13 protein-coding genes and 3 tRNA genes are annotated in these 14,488 nt (G+C 73.7%); 7 read left to right on the top strand and 9 right to left on the bottom strand.

Annotation, left to right across the window (positions count from 1 at the left end; translation table 11 throughout):
* Window positions 1-8: 8 nt before the first annotated feature.
* Complete coding sequence (gene fabF / locus BU198_RS10000; RefSeq protein WP_188296479.1) at window positions 9-1,274, top strand: beta-ketoacyl-ACP synthase II; 1,266 nt, start codon at window positions 9-11, stop codon at window positions 1,272-1,274.
* 78 nt (window positions 1,275-1,352) lie between these two features.
* On the opposite strand, the gene BU198_RS09995 is transcribed toward fabF, so the two are convergent.
* Window positions 1,353-1,847 carry a DUF3145 domain-containing protein gene (locus BU198_RS09995; protein WP_188296478.1) on the bottom strand — a complete coding sequence of 165 codons (495 nt, stop codon included), beginning with the start codon at window positions 1,845-1,847 and terminating at the stop codon, window positions 1,353-1,355.
* Between the two features lie 364 nt (window positions 1,848-2,211).
* Complete coding sequence (locus tag BU198_RS09990; protein ID WP_188296477.1) at window positions 2,212-3,237, bottom strand: NADP-dependent oxidoreductase; 1,026 nt, start codon at window positions 3,235-3,237, stop codon at window positions 2,212-2,214.
* A 128-nt stretch (window positions 3,238-3,365) separates the two neighbouring features.
* Here BU198_RS09990 and BU198_RS09985 point away from each other — a divergent pair, with 128 nt between their 5' ends.
* Together BU198_RS09985 and BU198_RS09980 are read left to right on the top strand one after the other, a co-directional pair.
* Window positions 3,366-3,830, top strand: a complete 465-nt coding sequence (locus BU198_RS09985) for a MarR family winged helix-turn-helix transcriptional regulator (protein ID WP_188296476.1) — start codon at window positions 3,366-3,368, stop codon at window positions 3,828-3,830.
* Window positions 3,831-3,948: 118 nt separating this feature from the next.
* Entirely contained in the window at window positions 3,949-5,490 is a 1,542-nt protein-coding gene (locus BU198_RS09980; protein WP_188296475.1) for an LCP family protein, read from the top strand.
* A gap of 7 nt (window positions 5,491-5,497) precedes the next feature.
* On the opposite strand, the gene BU198_RS09975 is transcribed toward BU198_RS09980, so the two are convergent.
* The 4 genes from BU198_RS09975 to BU198_RS09960 all read right to left on the bottom strand — a co-directional run bounded on the left by BU198_RS09975 (window position 5,498) and on the right by BU198_RS09960 (window position 8,396).
* On the bottom strand, window positions 5,498-6,409 hold the full coding sequence (locus BU198_RS09975; protein ID WP_188296474.1) for a 1-aminocyclopropane-1-carboxylate deaminase/D-cysteine desulfhydrase: 912 nt from the start codon (window positions 6,407-6,409) through the stop codon (window positions 5,498-5,500).
* A gap of 94 nt (window positions 6,410-6,503) precedes the next feature.
* Window positions 6,504-7,172, bottom strand: a complete 669-nt coding sequence (locus tag BU198_RS09970; protein ID WP_188296473.1) for a GOLPH3/VPS74 family protein — start codon at window positions 7,170-7,172, stop codon at window positions 6,504-6,506.
* 39 nt (window positions 7,173-7,211) lie between these two features.
* Window positions 7,212-7,439, bottom strand: a complete 228-nt coding sequence (locus BU198_RS09965; RefSeq protein WP_188296472.1) for a hypothetical protein — start codon at window positions 7,437-7,439, stop codon at window positions 7,212-7,214.
* A gap of 9 nt (window positions 7,440-7,448) precedes the next feature.
* Complete coding sequence (locus tag BU198_RS09960) at window positions 7,449-8,396, bottom strand: SPFH domain-containing protein (RefSeq protein ID WP_188296471.1); 948 nt, start codon at window positions 8,394-8,396, stop codon at window positions 7,449-7,451.
* A 201-nt stretch (window positions 8,397-8,597) separates the two neighbouring features.
* Here BU198_RS09960 and BU198_RS09955 point away from each other — a divergent pair, with 201 nt between their 5' ends.
* The gene (locus BU198_RS09955; RefSeq protein WP_188296470.1) at window positions 8,598-10,688 is read left to right on the top strand and encodes a hypothetical protein; all 2,091 of its coding nucleotides are present in this window, start codon (window positions 8,598-8,600) and stop codon (window positions 10,686-10,688) included.
* A gap of 237 nt (window positions 10,689-10,925) precedes the next feature.
* On the opposite strand, the gene BU198_RS09950 is transcribed toward BU198_RS09955, so the two are convergent.
* Window positions 10,926-10,999: transfer RNA gene (locus BU198_RS09950), tRNA-Ile, on the bottom strand.
* Between the two features lie 335 nt (window positions 11,000-11,334).
* On the opposite strand from BU198_RS09950, the gene BU198_RS09945 reads away from it, so the two are divergent.
* Window positions 11,335-12,081, top strand: coding sequence for a trypsin-like serine peptidase (locus BU198_RS09945; protein ID WP_188296469.1), 747 nt, complete (start codon window positions 11,335-11,337; stop codon window positions 12,079-12,081).
* A 156-nt stretch (window positions 12,082-12,237) separates the two neighbouring features.
* On the opposite strand, the gene BU198_RS09940 is transcribed toward BU198_RS09945, so the two are convergent.
* Together BU198_RS09940 and BU198_RS09935 are read right to left on the bottom strand one after the other, a co-directional pair.
* Window positions 12,238-12,310: transfer RNA gene (locus tag BU198_RS09940), tRNA-Asn, on the bottom strand.
* A 61-nt stretch (window positions 12,311-12,371) separates the two neighbouring features.
* Window positions 12,372-12,444, bottom strand: a tRNA-Asn gene (locus BU198_RS09935).
* Window positions 12,445-12,700: 256 nt separating this feature from the next.
* Here BU198_RS09935 and BU198_RS09930 point away from each other — a divergent pair.
* Together BU198_RS09930 and BU198_RS09925 are read left to right on the top strand one after the other, a co-directional pair.
* Window positions 12,701-13,006, top strand: a complete 306-nt coding sequence (locus tag BU198_RS09930) for a hypothetical protein (protein WP_188296468.1) — start codon at window positions 12,701-12,703, stop codon at window positions 13,004-13,006.
* A gap of 169 nt (window positions 13,007-13,175) precedes the next feature.
* The coding region (locus tag BU198_RS09925) for an FGGY family carbohydrate kinase (protein ID WP_188296467.1) at window positions 13,176-14,488 on the top strand (1,313 nt) is incomplete at its 3' end.

Raw genomic sequence — 14,488 nt, 5'->3', positions numbered from 1 at the left:
AGAAACCAGTGACCGCTGAAATCCGCACCGTGGTCGTCACGGGTATCGGCGCCTTCACGCCGCTGGGCGCCGACGCCGCCAGCACCTGGGAGAACCTGGTCGCAGGCAAGTCCGGCGTGGCGGCCCTGACCGAGGAGTGGGCCGAGGAACTGCCGGTGAGGATCGCCGCGAAGACCGCCGTCGAGCCCGGCGAGATCCTTCCCCGCCCGCTGGCCCGCAAGCTGGACCGCTCGGCGCAGTTCGCGCTGATCGCCGCCCGCGAGGCCTGGGCCGACGCCGGCTACGAGACCCCCGCCACCGACGAGTCCTCCAAGCTCGTCCCCGAGCGCCTGGGCGCCGTCATCGCCTCCGGCATCGGGGGCGTGACCACCCTGCTCGACCAGTACGACGTGCTGAAGGCGAAGGGCGCCCGCAAGGTCTCCCCGCACACCGTCCCGATGCTGATGCCCAACTCCCCGGCGGCCAACGTCGGTCTGGAGGTCGGCGCCCGCGCCGGCGTGCACACCCCCGTCTCCGCCTGTGCCTCCGGCGCCGAGGCGATCGGCTACGCGATCGAGATGATCCGCACCGGCCGCGCCGACGTCGTGGTGGCCGGCGGCACCGAGGCCGCGATCCACCCGCTGCCGATCGCCGCGTTCGCCAACATGATGGCGATGTCCAAGAACAACGACGACCCCCAGCGCGCCTCCCGGCCGTACGACAAGGGCCGCGACGGCTTCGTGCTGGGCGAGGGCGCCGGCGTGGTCGTGCTGGAGTCGATCGAGCACGCCGAGGCGCGCGGTGCCCGGATCTACTGCGAGGCCGTGGGCCAGGGCCTGTCCTCGGACGCCCACCACATCGCCCAGCCCGAGCCGACCGGCGCCGGTGTGGCCCGCGCGCTGGCCGACCTGTTCGAGCGCAACGACCTGGACAAGGCCGAGATCGTGCACGTCAACGCGCACGCCACCTCGACCCCGCAGGGCGACACCGCCGAGCTGAAGGCGCTGCGCAAGGAGCTGGGCGACGACCTCGACCACATCGCCATCTCGGCCACCAAGTCGATGACCGGCCACCTGCTGGGCGGCGCCGGCGGCATCGAGACCGTCGCCACCGTGCTGGCCCTGCACCACCGGATCGCCCCGCCGACCATCAACGTGGACGAGCTGGACGACGACGTGGAGGCGGACATCGTCCGCGACGTGGCCCGCCCGCTGCCCGAGGGCCGGATCGCGGCGCTGAACAACTCGTTCGGCTTCGGCGGCCACAACGTGGTGCTGGCCTTCCGCAGCCGCTGACGCCCAGGACGAAGGGGCCGGCGCTCTCCGCGAGCGCCGGCCCCTTCGTGGTGCCCGTCGGACTCCTCCGGGCCGGCCTCAGACCACCTGGTGCAGCCAGCGCACCGGCGCGCCCTCGCCCGCGTACCGGAAGGGCTCCAGCTCGTCGTCCCAGGGCTTGCCGAGCAGCCTGGCGATCTCGGCCTCCAGGTCGGCCCCCTCGCTGCGGGCGCGCAGCAGGACGGCGCGCAGCCGGTCCTCGGGGATCAGGATGTCTCCGTGGATGCCGGTGACGGCGTGGAAGATGCCGAGCGAGGGCGTGCTGCTGTACCGCTCCCCCTCCGCCGTGGCGCAGGGCTCGCTGGTCACCTCGTACCGCATCAGCTGCCAGCCGCGCAGCGCGGAGGCGAGCTTCGAAGCCGTACCGGGCTCCCCCTGCCAGGAGAGCTCGGCACGCCAGTGCCCGGGTGCGGCCGGCTGGCGGATCCAGTCCAGGCTCACCCGTACACCGAGCACCCCCGCGACGGCCCACTCGACGTGCGGGCACAGCGCGCGGGGCGCGGAGTGGATGTACAGAACTCCACGTGTCGTCACCGGGACCTCCAGGCTGTGGACGAGGGTCGCCTTCCCCAGCTGCCTCGTGCCTACAGTTGATCCGCAGTTACCCACGTTAGCCGACATTAAGCTACTAAATTGAGCAAAACGGACAGGCTTTCGCTCAATGCTAGTCGAATCCTCAACGAGGTCCACCCCTCGGCCGGATCTCTCCCCCGAACGGCCCCATCGCCTGGCGGAACCACCGTACCGCGCGTCGCCACAGCACGGATGACGCACTTTCGGATCGGGCCGGAATGCGGTAGTGCGCCCCGAACCCCCGCACCCGACCCCGGACCGACGACGACGAACCGCCCCGCCGCCCGGTCGGGGCGGCGGGGCGGTCGGCGTTCCTGACGTGGCGTCAGTCGCCCAGCCGGACGACCATCTTGCCGGTGTTGACGCCGCGCAGCAGGTCGAGGAAGGCCTCGGCGGCGTTCTCGAAACCGTCCACCACGGTCTCCTCGGTGCGCAGTTCACCGGACGTCAGCCAGCCGGCCACCTCGGCGACGAACTGCGGCTGCAGCGCGGCGTGGTCGCGGACCAGCATGCCTTCCAGGCGCAGCCGCTTGCCGATGGCGAGCGCGAGGTTGCGCGGGGCGGCGGGCGCGGTGGTGTCGTTGTACTGGGCGATCGCGCCGCAGAGCACCGCGCGGCCGTGCACGTCCAGCGCTCCGATCGCGGCCTCCAGGTGGTCACCGCCGACGTTGTCGAAGTAGAGGTCGATGCCCTCCGGGGCGGCCTCGGCGAGCTGCTGGGCAACCGGGGCGTCCTTGTAGTTGAAGGCCGCGTCGAAGCCGTACTCGTCCACCAGCTTGGCCACCTTCTCCGCCGAGCCGGCCGAACCGACCACCAGCGAGGCGCCCTTGAGCCTGGCGATCTGGCCGACCAGGGAGCCGACCGCGCCGGCCGCGCCGGAGACGAAGACCCGGTCGCCCTCCTTGAGGCCGCCGACGGCGAGCAGTCCGGCGTAGGCGGTCAGGCCCGGCATGCCGAGCACGCCGAGATAGGAGGAGAGCGGGGCCGCGGCCGGGTCGACCTTGACCGCGTGCCCGGCGTCCAGGGTCGCGTACTCGCGCCAGCCGAGCCCGTGCAGCACCGCGTCGCCCGGGGCGAAGCCCTCGGCCCCGGAGGCGACGACGTAGCCGACGGCGCCGCCGTCCATGGCCCGGCCCAGCTGGAACGGCGGGGCGTACGACTTCACGTCGTTCATCCGGCCGCGCATGTACGGGTCCACCGAGAGGTAGGCGTTGCGGACCAGGATCTCGCCCGGGCCCGGGGCCGGGACCGGGGCCTCGACCAGGGCGAAGTCGGCCGGCACCGGCCAGCCCTGGGGGCGGGCGACGAGGTGCCATTCACGGGCGGTCGCGGGGACGGTCTGCTCTGCCATCGGGCGCTCCTTGCGGTTCGGGTGCGGTGCGGTTCGGGTGCGGCTCGGGCACATGAAAGGTTGAGCAACTTAAGTAACGATGGACATGAAAGGTTCACCTTGTCAACTTTTCAGGTAGACTTCGATCCATGGACACCGAGCCGATCCAGGACGCCACGTCGCAGCCCGACGAGATCACCCGCGAGGTCGTCGACCTGATGGCGAACCTGGTCGCACTGTTCCACCGCGAGTACGAGGACGCCGCCGCCGCGCGCTCGCTCACCGGCGCCCAGGCCAAGGTGCTCGCCCTGCTGCGGCGCGGGCCGATGCCGATGCGCCAGATCGCCCAGACGCTCAGCTGCGAGCCGTCCAACATCACCGGCATCGTCGACCGGCTCGAATCCCGCGGCTTCGTCACCCGCGAGGCCGACCGGCAGGACCGCAGGGTCAAGCTGGTCGCGGCCACCGACACCGGCTCGGCCGCCTCCACGGAACTGCGCGAATCGCTGAACTTCGCCCGCGAACCACTGGCCGCGCTCGACCCGGCCGAACGGACCGCCCTGCGCGACCTGCTCCGGCGGATGCTCGCGGGCGCCTCGGGGCCCGGCGCGTGACCAGCATCACAGGCCCGGGGGGATATTCGTCCGTCCCGGGGAGGTAACCGAACCGCCTTCCGGAACGTCTAACGTTCGAACATCGAACGCGAGAGATCTGAAACGGGGGGCACGGAGGATGAGCAGCAGCACGCGCCGGCGCCGCTACCTGCGGACCGCCATCGGCCTGGCCGCCGTACTGGTGCTGTCGGTCGTGGGCGCGGGAGCCTGGTTCTACCACCGGCTGGACAACAACATCACCACCTTCGACGCGGGCGGCGTCGCCACCGAGCGCCCGCCGGCCCCCGTTCCGGCCACCCCGGGCGCCTCCGTCCCGGTCAACGTGCTGCTGCTCGGCTCGGACACCCGCGACGGCGGCAACGACGCCCTGGGCGGCGGCGACGAGGGCGTCGGCCACTCGGACACCGCGATCCTGGTGCACATCTACGCCGACCACAAGCACGCCGTCGGCGTCTCCATCCCCCGCGACGCCCTGGTCACCATCCCGTCCTGCCGGCTGCCGAACGGCAACTGGACGACGGCGAAGACCGACCAGATGTTCAACTCCGCCTTCACCGTGGGCCTGGCGGCCCAGGGCAACCCGGCCTGCACCCAGAACACCGTCGAGAAGCTCACCGGGCTGCGGATCGACCACACCATGGTGGTCGACTTCAAGGGCGCGGCCGCGATGTCCGACGCGGTGGGCGGCGTGGAGGCCTGTGTGCCCAACGACGTCGACGAGTACGGCATACACCTCAAGAAGGGCCTCCAGAAGCTCTCCGGGCAGTCCGCGGTGGACTACCTGCGGGCCCGCCACGGCTTCGGCGACAACTCCGACATAGGCCGGATGATGCGCCAGCAGGCCTTCCTCTCCTCGATGATCAGGAAGGTGCAGAGCCAGGGCTTCTCGCTGCCCACCCTGCTGCCGCTGGCCGACGCCGCCACCAAGTCGCTCACCGTGGACGAGGGGCTGGGCACCGCGATGAAGCTGGTGGACTTCGCCCGGTCGGTGCAGGACATCAAGCTCTCCGACGTCTCCTTCGTCACCGCGCCCTGGCGTTACGCCGGCGACCGGGTGCGGCTGGTCCAGCCGGACGCCGACACCCTCTGGAAGCTGCTGCGCGAGGACCGCACCCTGGACGGCCAGAGCACCGCGGGGACCGGCCAGGTGACCTCCTCCCCCGGCGCCGACCCGAGCGGCGCGCCCGCGCCGGGCACCCCGCTCACCCCGGAGCAGACCGCGGCGCCGATCACCGTGGTCAACGGGGTCGGCACGCCCGGCCTGGCCGGCTCCGGCGCCGAGACGCTCAAGGCGCGCGGCTTCCGGAACATCACGCTCGGCCCCAACTCCCCCGGGCAGCAGGCCACCCGGGTCTCCTACGACCCCGCGCTGAAGGCCACCGCCGACCAGGTGGTGGCGCTCTTCCCCGGCGCCAAGGCCGTCGAGGAGCCCGGCTCGGAGGCGATCACCGTCACCCTCGGCCCCGACTACCCCACGGCGGGCACCCGGATCGACTCGGTCACCGCCCCGAGCCCGGCACCCGGAGCCCCGGCCGGCGCCACCCCCGGTGCCGCCGCCGGCGCCAACCCCGGCGCCACCCCGGGCGGCATCCCCACCGGGATAGCGGAGAACACCCGCAACGCCGACACCGACCCGTGCGCCAAGCTGTCCTTCGGCTGACCGCCCGCTACCGCGGGTCCGGCAGCCCGGTGACGACGGCGGTGAGGCGGGTGCCCCGGGGGAAGGCGCCCGCCGCCGCCAGGTCGGCCAGCGCGGCGAGCAGCTTGGCGACGTAGCGGCGCTCCAGCGGGACGCCGTGCCGGCGCTCGAACCGCTCGGCGAAGCCGTCCAGTTCGGCCGTGACCTTGCCGTACCCGCCACCGTGGTGCCCGTGGTCGATCCGCCAGTTGCCGAACTCGCGTCCGTAGGCGGCCCGGTGCAGCCGGGCGACCTCCGCCTCCAGGTAGCCCTCGCCGCCGCGCAGCACGGCCACCCCGAGCGCCCGCGCACCCGGCGGCAGGCCCGCCGCGATGCCCGCCAGGGTGCCCCCGGTGCCGACCGGGCAGCAGACCACGTCCCGCTCGCCGAGCCCGGGCAGTTCGGCCGGGATCGCGGCCGCGCCGACGGCGGCCAGCGCGTTGGAGCCGCCCTCGGGGAGCACCAGGCAGCGGCCCCAGCGGCGGAGCAGGGCGTCCGTGCCGTGCTCCCCCTCGGCCCGGCCGGTGGCCTCCCGGTACTCGGCACGGGTCAGGAACTCCAGCCGCATCCCGGAGGCCTCGGCGGCCCGCAGCGACCAGTTGCGCGGCCGGCCGGCCAGTTCCTCGCCGCGGACCAGCCCGACGCTCTCCAGCCCGAGCGCCCCGGCGGCCGCCGCCACGGCCCGCAGATGGGTCGAGTACGCGCCGCCGAAGGTCAGCAGCCGGGTGTGGCCCCGCTCCACGGCGGCGGCCAGGTTGGGCGCCAGCTTGCGCCACTTGTTGCCGGGGACGGTGGGGTGCAGCAGGTCGTCGCGCTTCAGCCGCAGCGCCACCCCGGCCCGGGCGAAGGCCTCGTCGGCGCAGTCCACCAGCGGGGTCGGCAGCAGGGCGGGTTCGAGCACCCGGCCAGCTTACGGGTGTGCGTGGAGCCCGGCCGCCGGATCGGCGACCGGGCTCCAGCCCCCTGTACGGGCCGTCTCCCCCGTGGACGGCCCGTCAGCCCACCGAGGCGCTCTCCGCCGCCTGGCCCGCCGTCCGCCAGGCCAGCGCCGTGCCGAGCGCGCGCGGGACCGGGCCGGCCGCCAGGGCGAGCTTCCCGATCCGGCCGCGGTACTCCCTGCGCTGCCCGGAGCTCAGGACCGAACGGAGCTTCCCCGCCGCGACCAGGGCGGTCAGCGCCGCGTCGGCCGGGTCGACCCGGCTGAGCGGTCCCTTGAGCGCCCCGGTGACGGAGGCCGCCAGCGCCTCCCGGGCCCCCGGGCCGTCCAGCGCGACCAGGGTCACCGGGAACAGCCCGGCCACCCGGTGCGGCCGGAGGGTGATCCGGCCGGAGTCCGCCAGGCCGTCCCTGACCCGGCGGATCGGCTGGTCGTGCCCGTAGCTCCTGGCACGGCCGACCCACCAGCTCCAGCTGTGCTGCCGGGTCTCCCTGATCTGGCCCAACAGGCGGGCGCTGTAAGGGTCGAGGCCCGCCTCGGCGGCGCCGGCCCGGACCCGGGCGACGGCCTTGCGGCCCTCCTCGTACAACAGGCCCCGGCGCAGCAGTTCGGTCAGCGCCGCCGCCTGGAGCAGCAGGTTGAGCGAGGAGTGCTGGGTGGTCCGCCCGCGCCGCGGGTCGTAGGCGAGCAGGTACAGCTTCTCGGGGAGGGTGGCGGGCAGTTCCATGTCGGTCTCCGAAGGTCTTCTGAGCGCCCGGCCCCGCGGTCAGTCCTCGTCGGGACCGACGCTCTCCGGGCTCTCCTTGGGCGGGCGGCCGCGCCGGGGAAGCCGGGCCGCGCCGGTGGGCATCCGGCCCGCGTCGCCGAGGGCGCGGCGGAGCAGGAACTCGATCTGCGCGTTGGTGCTGCGCAGGTCGTCCGCGGCCCATCGGGCGAGTGCGTCGTGAACTGAAGGGTCCAGCCGCAACAGGAGCTTCTTCCGTTCCGTCGCCAAGGCCTCGCCTTACTGGTAGAGGGAACCCGTGTTCACGACGGGCTGGGTGCCGCGCTCGCCGCAGAGCACCACCAGGAGGTTGCTCACCATGGCGGCCTTGCGCTCCTCGTCCAGATCCACGACATCGCGTTCGGCGAGCCGGTCCAGCGCCTCCTCGACCATGCCGACGGCGCCCTCGACGATCAGTCTGCGCGCCGCGACCACGGCCCCGGCCTGCTGGCGCTGGAGCATCACCTGGGCGACCTCCGGAGCGTACGCGAGCCTGGTGATCCGGGACTCGACGACCCGCACACCGGCCGCGGCGACCCGGGCGGAGATCTCGGCGGAGAGCTTGCGGGCGATCTCCTCCGCGCCGTCGCGCAGCGACAACTGGCCCTCGTGGTGGGCGTCGTAGGGGTAGCTGGTGGCGATGTGCCGCACGGCCGTCTCGGTCTGGATGGCGACGAAGTCGGCGTAGTCGTCCACCTCGAACACCGCCATCGCGGTGTCCTCGACCTGCCAGACCACCACGGCGGCGATCTCGATCGGGTTGCCGTCCGCGTCGTTGACCTTGCTGGTCTCGGTCTCGTGGTTGCGGATCCGCAGCGAGATGTGCCGGCGGCTGGTGAACGGGTTCAGCCAGGTCATCCCCTCGGCCCGGATGGTGCCCCGGTAGCGCCCGAGCAGCTGGACCACCCTGGCCTGGCCCGGCGAGACCACCGTCAGCCCGAACATCAGCAGCAGCGAGCCGAGCAGCAGCAGCGGCCCGACGACCATCAGCGCGACGCCCGCCCCCTTGCTGCCGCCGGACAGCTGGACCGCGCCGCCGACGAAGGAGCCGATCCCGGCGAGCAGCCCGAGCAGCGTGCCGCCGAGCACCGGCAGGCCGGCCGCCCCGGTGATGACCTTCTCGGTGATCTTGGGGACCGGGAGGTCCAGGGCGGGGCCGTCCTCGACGGTCGTACGCGGTGTGGTCATGGGGCGACTCCTTCGGCAGGCACTCTCATCCGATGGCAAAGTGATATCACTTTTTCCCACCCGCCGCCATCCGGCCGTACGGGGCGACCCCCGGCACCGGCCACCCGCCACCGATGCGGCAGACTTGTCGACCCGTACGAATGTTCATAAGTGCCACCCGACATCTGCACACTCAGCATCGTTTGTGGGGGAATCGCATCCATGACAGCGCTTGCCGGATCTGTCGACATACCGGACAGAACGAACCCGGGCGCGGGGACCGAGCGGCACCGCCCGGGGACCGGGTTCGAACGGCCGAACGCGGCACAGCTCCGGCTCGCCGCGGCCCTCCTGATCCTCCCGCCGCTGTTCCACCTGGTCTCGGCCGACCTGCTGACCTTCGCACTGATCTGGTACGCCGCCGCGACCCTCATCCGCTCCCGGGCCACCGCCTTCGACCGGCTGATGGTCTCCGGCGGCGTCCTGATCGGCTGGACCTGCGCACTCAGCCTGCTCGCCGGCTACTGGCCGTGGGGCCTGCACCCGGTGGCGCTCGCCGAGGCCACCGCGGTGCCGCTGATCGCGATCCTGCTCCTCCAGGGCCCCCGGCCCGCCGGGCCGGCCCAGCGGCCGTGGGTGCGGCTGCGCCGGCTGGTTCCCACCCGGGACCTCGCGCTGCTGCTGCCCGCGGCCGCGGCCGTCGCGTTCACGCTGTACCCGGTCGTCCGCCGGAACGCCACCGAGCGGCTGGGCCTGATCATCTCGTTCGAGGACCTCGCCCGGCACGCGGCACTGTACGACACCATCCTGCGTGTGGGCGGCCTGACCTCCCTGCACAAGAGCGAGGCCGCCGTCTCCGTCACGACGGGCCTCGACACCTACCCGCAGGGCAGTCACCTGACGCTGGCCGTGATCACCGGCTTCCTGCGGGGCGGTACCACCCAGGGCCCGGCGCTCGCCCAGATGTCGCTGTTCATCCTGCTGTCCGCCCTGACCGCGGCCGGCCTGGCGGTCGCCGTCCTGTGGGCGGTGCAGCGGGTCGCCGGCCGCGCGCTGCGCGGCTGGCGCGGCCTGGCCCTCGCCCTGCCCACCGCCGTCTACCTGGTCGTCGCCGAGGTGCCGCAGCTACAGGCCCGCGGCTTCCTGAGCGAGATCTTCGCGCTCGGGCTGTTCGCCCTGCTGCTCGCCCTGGCGATCAGGCCGCTCAGCCGCTTCCACGAGCAGGTCGTGGCGCTCGGCGCCCTGACGGTCGGCATCTCCTTCGGCCACTACCTGCTGCTGCCGGCCGTCGGAGCCGTGGTGCTCGCCTGGGCCGTCATGCACCGGCGGAACTGCTTCCGGCACTGGCCGACCGTGCTGGCCACCGCCGCGGTGACCGGCGTCCTCGCACTGTTCCCGCCGTACAGCAACGCCAAGTCGGCCGGTTCGGCGGACGTGCTGACCCTTCCCGGCAGCATCAGCCCGGTCGGCCGGCACCTGCTGCTCCCCCTCGTGGTGGCCGCGTTCCTCGCCCTGCTGACCCGCAGCGCGCGCGCCAACCGCTCGCGCCGGGTCGCGCTGGCCTCGCTCGCCGCGGTCTCACTGCTCTGCTACGGCGTGATGGAGTACCAGCTCCGCACGGCGGGCACCACCTCGTACTTCTACGAGAAGATGATCCATCAGCTGATGGTCGTCGGGGTGATCTGCTTCGCCGCCGCCCTGCTGCCCGCGTTCGGCCGCCGCGTGTTCGCCGGGCCGGGCACCGCACCGGCCCCCGGCGCACGCCCGACCGTCCGGTCCCGCTTCCGCTCGGGGGTGCCCGTGGTCGCCGTCGCGGGCTGCCTGGCCTTCGCCGTCCTCAGCAACGCCCAGCCCGACTCCGGCAAGGCCGGCTGGGAGGGCAGCCCCGGGCGGTCCCAGCTGAACGGCACCGGCGCGCACTTCAAGCTGGCCCAGCGGATCGCCGTCCTCAACACCGACCACCCGCAGGACGGCCGGCTGCCGGTCTCCCTCGCCGGCGCCCGCGCCTGGGGCGAGGCCAGCCCGGACTGGAGCGGCGTCGAGGACAACCTCTGGCTGAGCGTGCTCAACCGCAACCAGGGCAGCACCTGGGAACTGTGGGCCTGGGCGATCGGCCACCGCAGCGCCCAGGAGATGGCGGACTTCGCCGCCTCCCGGCCGGCGACCCCGCTCCGCTTCTACGTCGACGAGGGCTCGCCGCTGCTCGCCGACCTGAAGGCGCTGGCAGCCGCGGGCAGGCTCCCGGACCTGGCCGTCTCCGCGCTGCACTACGAGAGCGGCGACGTGAGCATCCGGCCGGTCGCTCTCCGCTGAGCCGCACCGACGACTGTGGGGCCGTCACCGTTCCCCGGTGACGGCCCCACAGTCGTGGCCCGGCTCCGTCGCCCGGCCTCGCCGGAAGTCCCCGGATGTCCCCGGGCAGGGTGAAACGCGGCGTGGCAAACTCCGGCGGACGAGATCCTGCCCTACAGTTCCACTCGGCGGAAACGGGCGTTCGGGCTGGTCAGGGGCCTTCTCGAAGGCGGCCGACAACAGCCGGGGGCAGGAAGGTGGGGCGGGTGGGACTCGAACCCACGACCAAGGGATTATGAGTCCCCTGCTCTAACCGGCTGAGCTACCGCCCCGGTTCGCCGCACGCGCCGGTCGTCGGCACGGCAGCAGCAGACGGCCCCAGCGAGGCCGTCCCGGGCAGCATAGCCGGTCGATCACCCGCGGTGCGCGCCGGGGGCGCAGCCGGGGCGACGGTCCGCTCCGCTCCGGGCGGCGCAGCCCGGGTGGCGGCGGAGCTCCCCGCCCGGGCAGCCCGGGCGGATGACGACGTGTGGGACGCCGGCGGCGACACCACCGGCCCGCCGGGCACCCGGCGGTGGCGCCGCCGGGCACGGCCTGGTAGATCTTCCTCACGAACGGCGGAACGCACGGCCCCGGTGCCCGCCCCGAGGAACGAGACGGAGACCCGATGGCCTCCCGCCCGGCACGGCCCGCGCACACGGTACGAACGGTCGCGCTGACCGCCCTGCTGCTGGCCGTCGGCACCGCGTGCGGCGGCCAGGACGGGGCGCCCACGGCCGAGGTCGCGCAGCAGAGCCCCGCCCGGGACCGGATCGGCACCCTCTCCATCCACACCGCGCAGGGCCCCCGGGCCTGCACCGCGAGCGTGGTGCACAGCCCCCGGCGCAATCTGCTGGTCACCGCGGCGCACTGCGTGCAGACCCGCCGGATCGGCCTGCTGGACGGCCTGGTGTTCACCCCCGGCTACCGCAACGGATCGACCCCGTACGGGACTTGGCCGGTACAGGCGATCACCGTCGACCCGCGCTGGGCGGCCGGCGACGACCCCGAGTACGACGTGGCGTTCGTCACCGTGGGGCCGGTCGACGGCCGGCAGGTCGAGGACGCGGTCGGCGGCAACCCGCTCGGCACCGGCCAGGGCTTCGGGCTGTCCGTCTCGGTGACCGGCTACCCGAACGAGAGCGACGAGCCGATCACCTGCGCGGTCCGGACCCGCGAGCAGAGCGCCACCCAGGAGCGCTTCGACTGCGGCGGCTACACCGACGGCACCAGCGGCAGTCCGTGGGTCGCGACGGACGGCACGGTGGTGGGCGTGATCGGCGGCTACCAGGAGGGCGGGGAGACCCCGGGCACCTCGTACAGCATCACCTTCGACCAGCGGGTCGACGCCCTCTACCGGACCGCGACCACCTGACCCGGAACCGGGCGGGGCGGCGGCGCCCACCCGGGCCCGCGCCCGGGCCCGGTGTCGCGTACGTCACGTCGCGCGAGCGTACCGGGACAACACGAAGGCCCCCCGGTCGACCGAGGGGCCTTCGCTCTGAGCAGTCACCGGGCGGACCCGGTGCAGCTCCCGCAATTGGACTCGAACCAATAACCTGCCGATTAACAGTCGGCTGCTCTGCCAATTGAGCTATGCGGGATCGCGGTACTCGACTTCCGTACCACGGAAGGGAACTGGGCCCCGGAGGGCTTCGCTCCCGGCTCCCCCAATTGGACTCGAACCAATAACCTGCCGATTAACAGTCGGCTGCTCTGCCAATTGAGCTATGGGGGATCGGCTTCCGCTTCGGCCCCCGGTGTCCCGGGTTCCTCGGCGCTCGCTGCGGGACATACATTAGCGCACTCGGGGGGGTGGTCCGCCAATCGCTTTCCCGGGTTGCCGCCGGGCGGCCGCCGGGCGGCCGCCCGGCGTGCCCCGCGCGCGCCCGGCGACGGGGGCGGGGATGCTGGGGCGCGGACGGTTCGCCGTCCCGACGGTTCGCCGTCCCGACGGACGGGTAGGGCAATGCGGCAGAAGCCGCCAGGAGAGGGTGGATCCGATCATGTGGAAGCTGTCGTTGGCCGCGGGCTTCGCGGCCGGCTACGTCCTGGGCTCGCGAGCCGGGCGCCGGCGCTACGAACAGATCTCCAAGGTCACCCGGCAGATCGCCCGGAACCCCACGGTGCAGGGGGCGACCTACCGGGCACGGCAGCAGGCCGGCGCGGTGGCCGGGAAGGCGGCCGGGGTGGTCGCGGACCGGGTCGGCGACCGGCTGCCGAACGCCGTCACCGACCGGGTGCCGTACTTCAACCGCTCCCGGGCGGAGGACGACGGCTGGGGCACCTTCCGGCCGTGACGGGCAACCGTTGCACCGCCTCACGTGAGGCGGTGCAACGGCGACCCGCCGCCCGTCCGTGACGGGACGGTGACGCCCGGGCCACGCGCACCCGGGCCCGGTGTCGCGAACCGGCAACGGCCCGCCCGGCCCGGACGCGTCCGGAGCCGGGCTGAGGCATGATCTCGACATGGCCATCGTCGCGGGGATAGACAGCTCGACCAACCGCACCAGGATCGTCGCGTGCGACGCCGACACCGGCGCCGTCCTGCGCTCGGGCAAGGCGCCGCACCCCGTCCCCGAGGACCAGGACCTGCGCCCGGGCGAGGCCGACCCGCAGGTCTGGCTGCACTCGCTCGGCGACGCCGCCACCGGCGGCCTGCTGGAGGGCGTCCGGGCGATCGGGGTCAGCGCGCAGCAGCACGGGATGATCGGCCTGGACGCGGGCGGGGTGCTGGTCCGCCCGGCGATCCTGTGGAACGACCCCCGCTCCAGCGGCGCCGCCGCCAAGCTGCTGGACGCCCTCGGCGGCCCGGCCGCCTGGACCGCCGCGATCGGCGCCGTGCCCGCCCCCACGTACACCGTCGCCAAGCTGCGCTGGCTGGCCGAGTTCGAGCCGGCCAACGCCCGCCGGGTCGCCGAGGTGCTGCTGCCCCACGACTGGCTGGTCTGGCAGCTGCTCGGCCACCCCAGGCGCCGCACCACCGACCGCGGCGACGCCTCCGGCACCGGCTACTGGTCGCCGGTCACCGGCGAGTACCGGCAGGACCTGGTCGAGCTGGCACTCGGCCACGAACTCAGGCTGCCCGACGTCCTGCCCCCGTCCGAGCCCGCCGGGCACACCCCCGAGGGCCTGCTGATCTCGGCCGGAACCGGCGACAACATGGCCGCCGCGCTGGGCCTGGGCCTCGGCCCCGGCGACGCGGTGGTCTCGCTCGGCAGCGCCGGGACGATCTTCGCGGTGCACGAGGAGGCCGTGGTGGACGCCTCCGGACTGGTCTCCTCCTTCGCCGACGCCAGCGGCCGGCACCTGCCGATGGTCGCCACCCTCAACGCCGCCCAGGTGCTGCGCTCCACCGCCGCCCTGCTCGGCCGGGACCTGGAGGGCCTGAGCGACCTCGCCCTGCACTCCTCCCCCGGCGCGTACGGCCTGGTGCTGCTGCCCTACCTGGACGGCGAGCGCACCCCCGCGCTGCCGCACGCGGCGGGCACCCTGACCGGCCTGCGGGCCGAGGCGATGACCCCTCAGCACCTGGCCAGGGCCGCCGTCGAGGGCATGCTGTGCAACATCGCCGACGCCCTCGACGTGCTGCGCGCCCAGGGAGTCGAGGTGAAGCGGGTGTTCCTGCTCGGCACGGCCGGGCGGCTGCCCGCCGTCCGGCACATCGCCCCGATGCTGTTCGGCGTCCCGGTCGTGGTGCCGCCGCCGGGTGCGCACGCCGCCCGCGGGGCAGCCCGGCAGGCCGCCTGGGCCCTGGCGGGCACCCCGGAGCCGCCGCGGTG

This window comes from Streptomyces sp. CBMA156, from assembly GCF_014596515.1.
Lineage (GTDB): Bacteria > Actinomycetota > Actinomycetes > Streptomycetales > Streptomycetaceae > Kitasatospora.
Note: the sequence above shows the minus strand (reverse complement) of the source record. Positions and strands in the feature narration are given on the sequence as shown.

Excerpts from the sequence above, each read along its gene's own strand:
- BU198_RS09990 (WP_188296477.1), bottom strand. The coding sequence starts at position 3,237 with ATGGCAGAGCAGACCGTCCCCGCGACCGCCCGTGAATGGCACCTCGTC.
- BU198_RS09985 (WP_188296476.1), top strand. The coding sequence starts at position 3,366 with ATGGACACCGAGCCGATCCAGGACGCCACGTCGCAGCCCGACGAGATC.
- BU198_RS09980 (WP_188296475.1), top strand. The coding sequence starts at position 3,949 with ATGAGCAGCAGCACGCGCCGGCGCCGCTACCTGCGGACCGCCATCGGC.
- BU198_RS09970 (WP_188296473.1), bottom strand. The coding sequence starts at position 7,172 with ATGGAACTGCCCGCCACCCTCCCCGAGAAGCTGTACCTGCTCGCCTAC.
- BU198_RS09960 (WP_188296471.1), bottom strand. The coding sequence starts at position 8,396 with ATGACCACACCGCGTACGACCGTCGAGGACGGCCCCGCCCTGGACCTC.
- BU198_RS09955 (WP_188296470.1), top strand. The coding sequence starts at position 8,598 with ATGACAGCGCTTGCCGGATCTGTCGACATACCGGACAGAACGAACCCG.
- BU198_RS09945 (WP_188296469.1), top strand. The coding sequence starts at position 11,335 with ATGGCCTCCCGCCCGGCACGGCCCGCGCACACGGTACGAACGGTCGCG.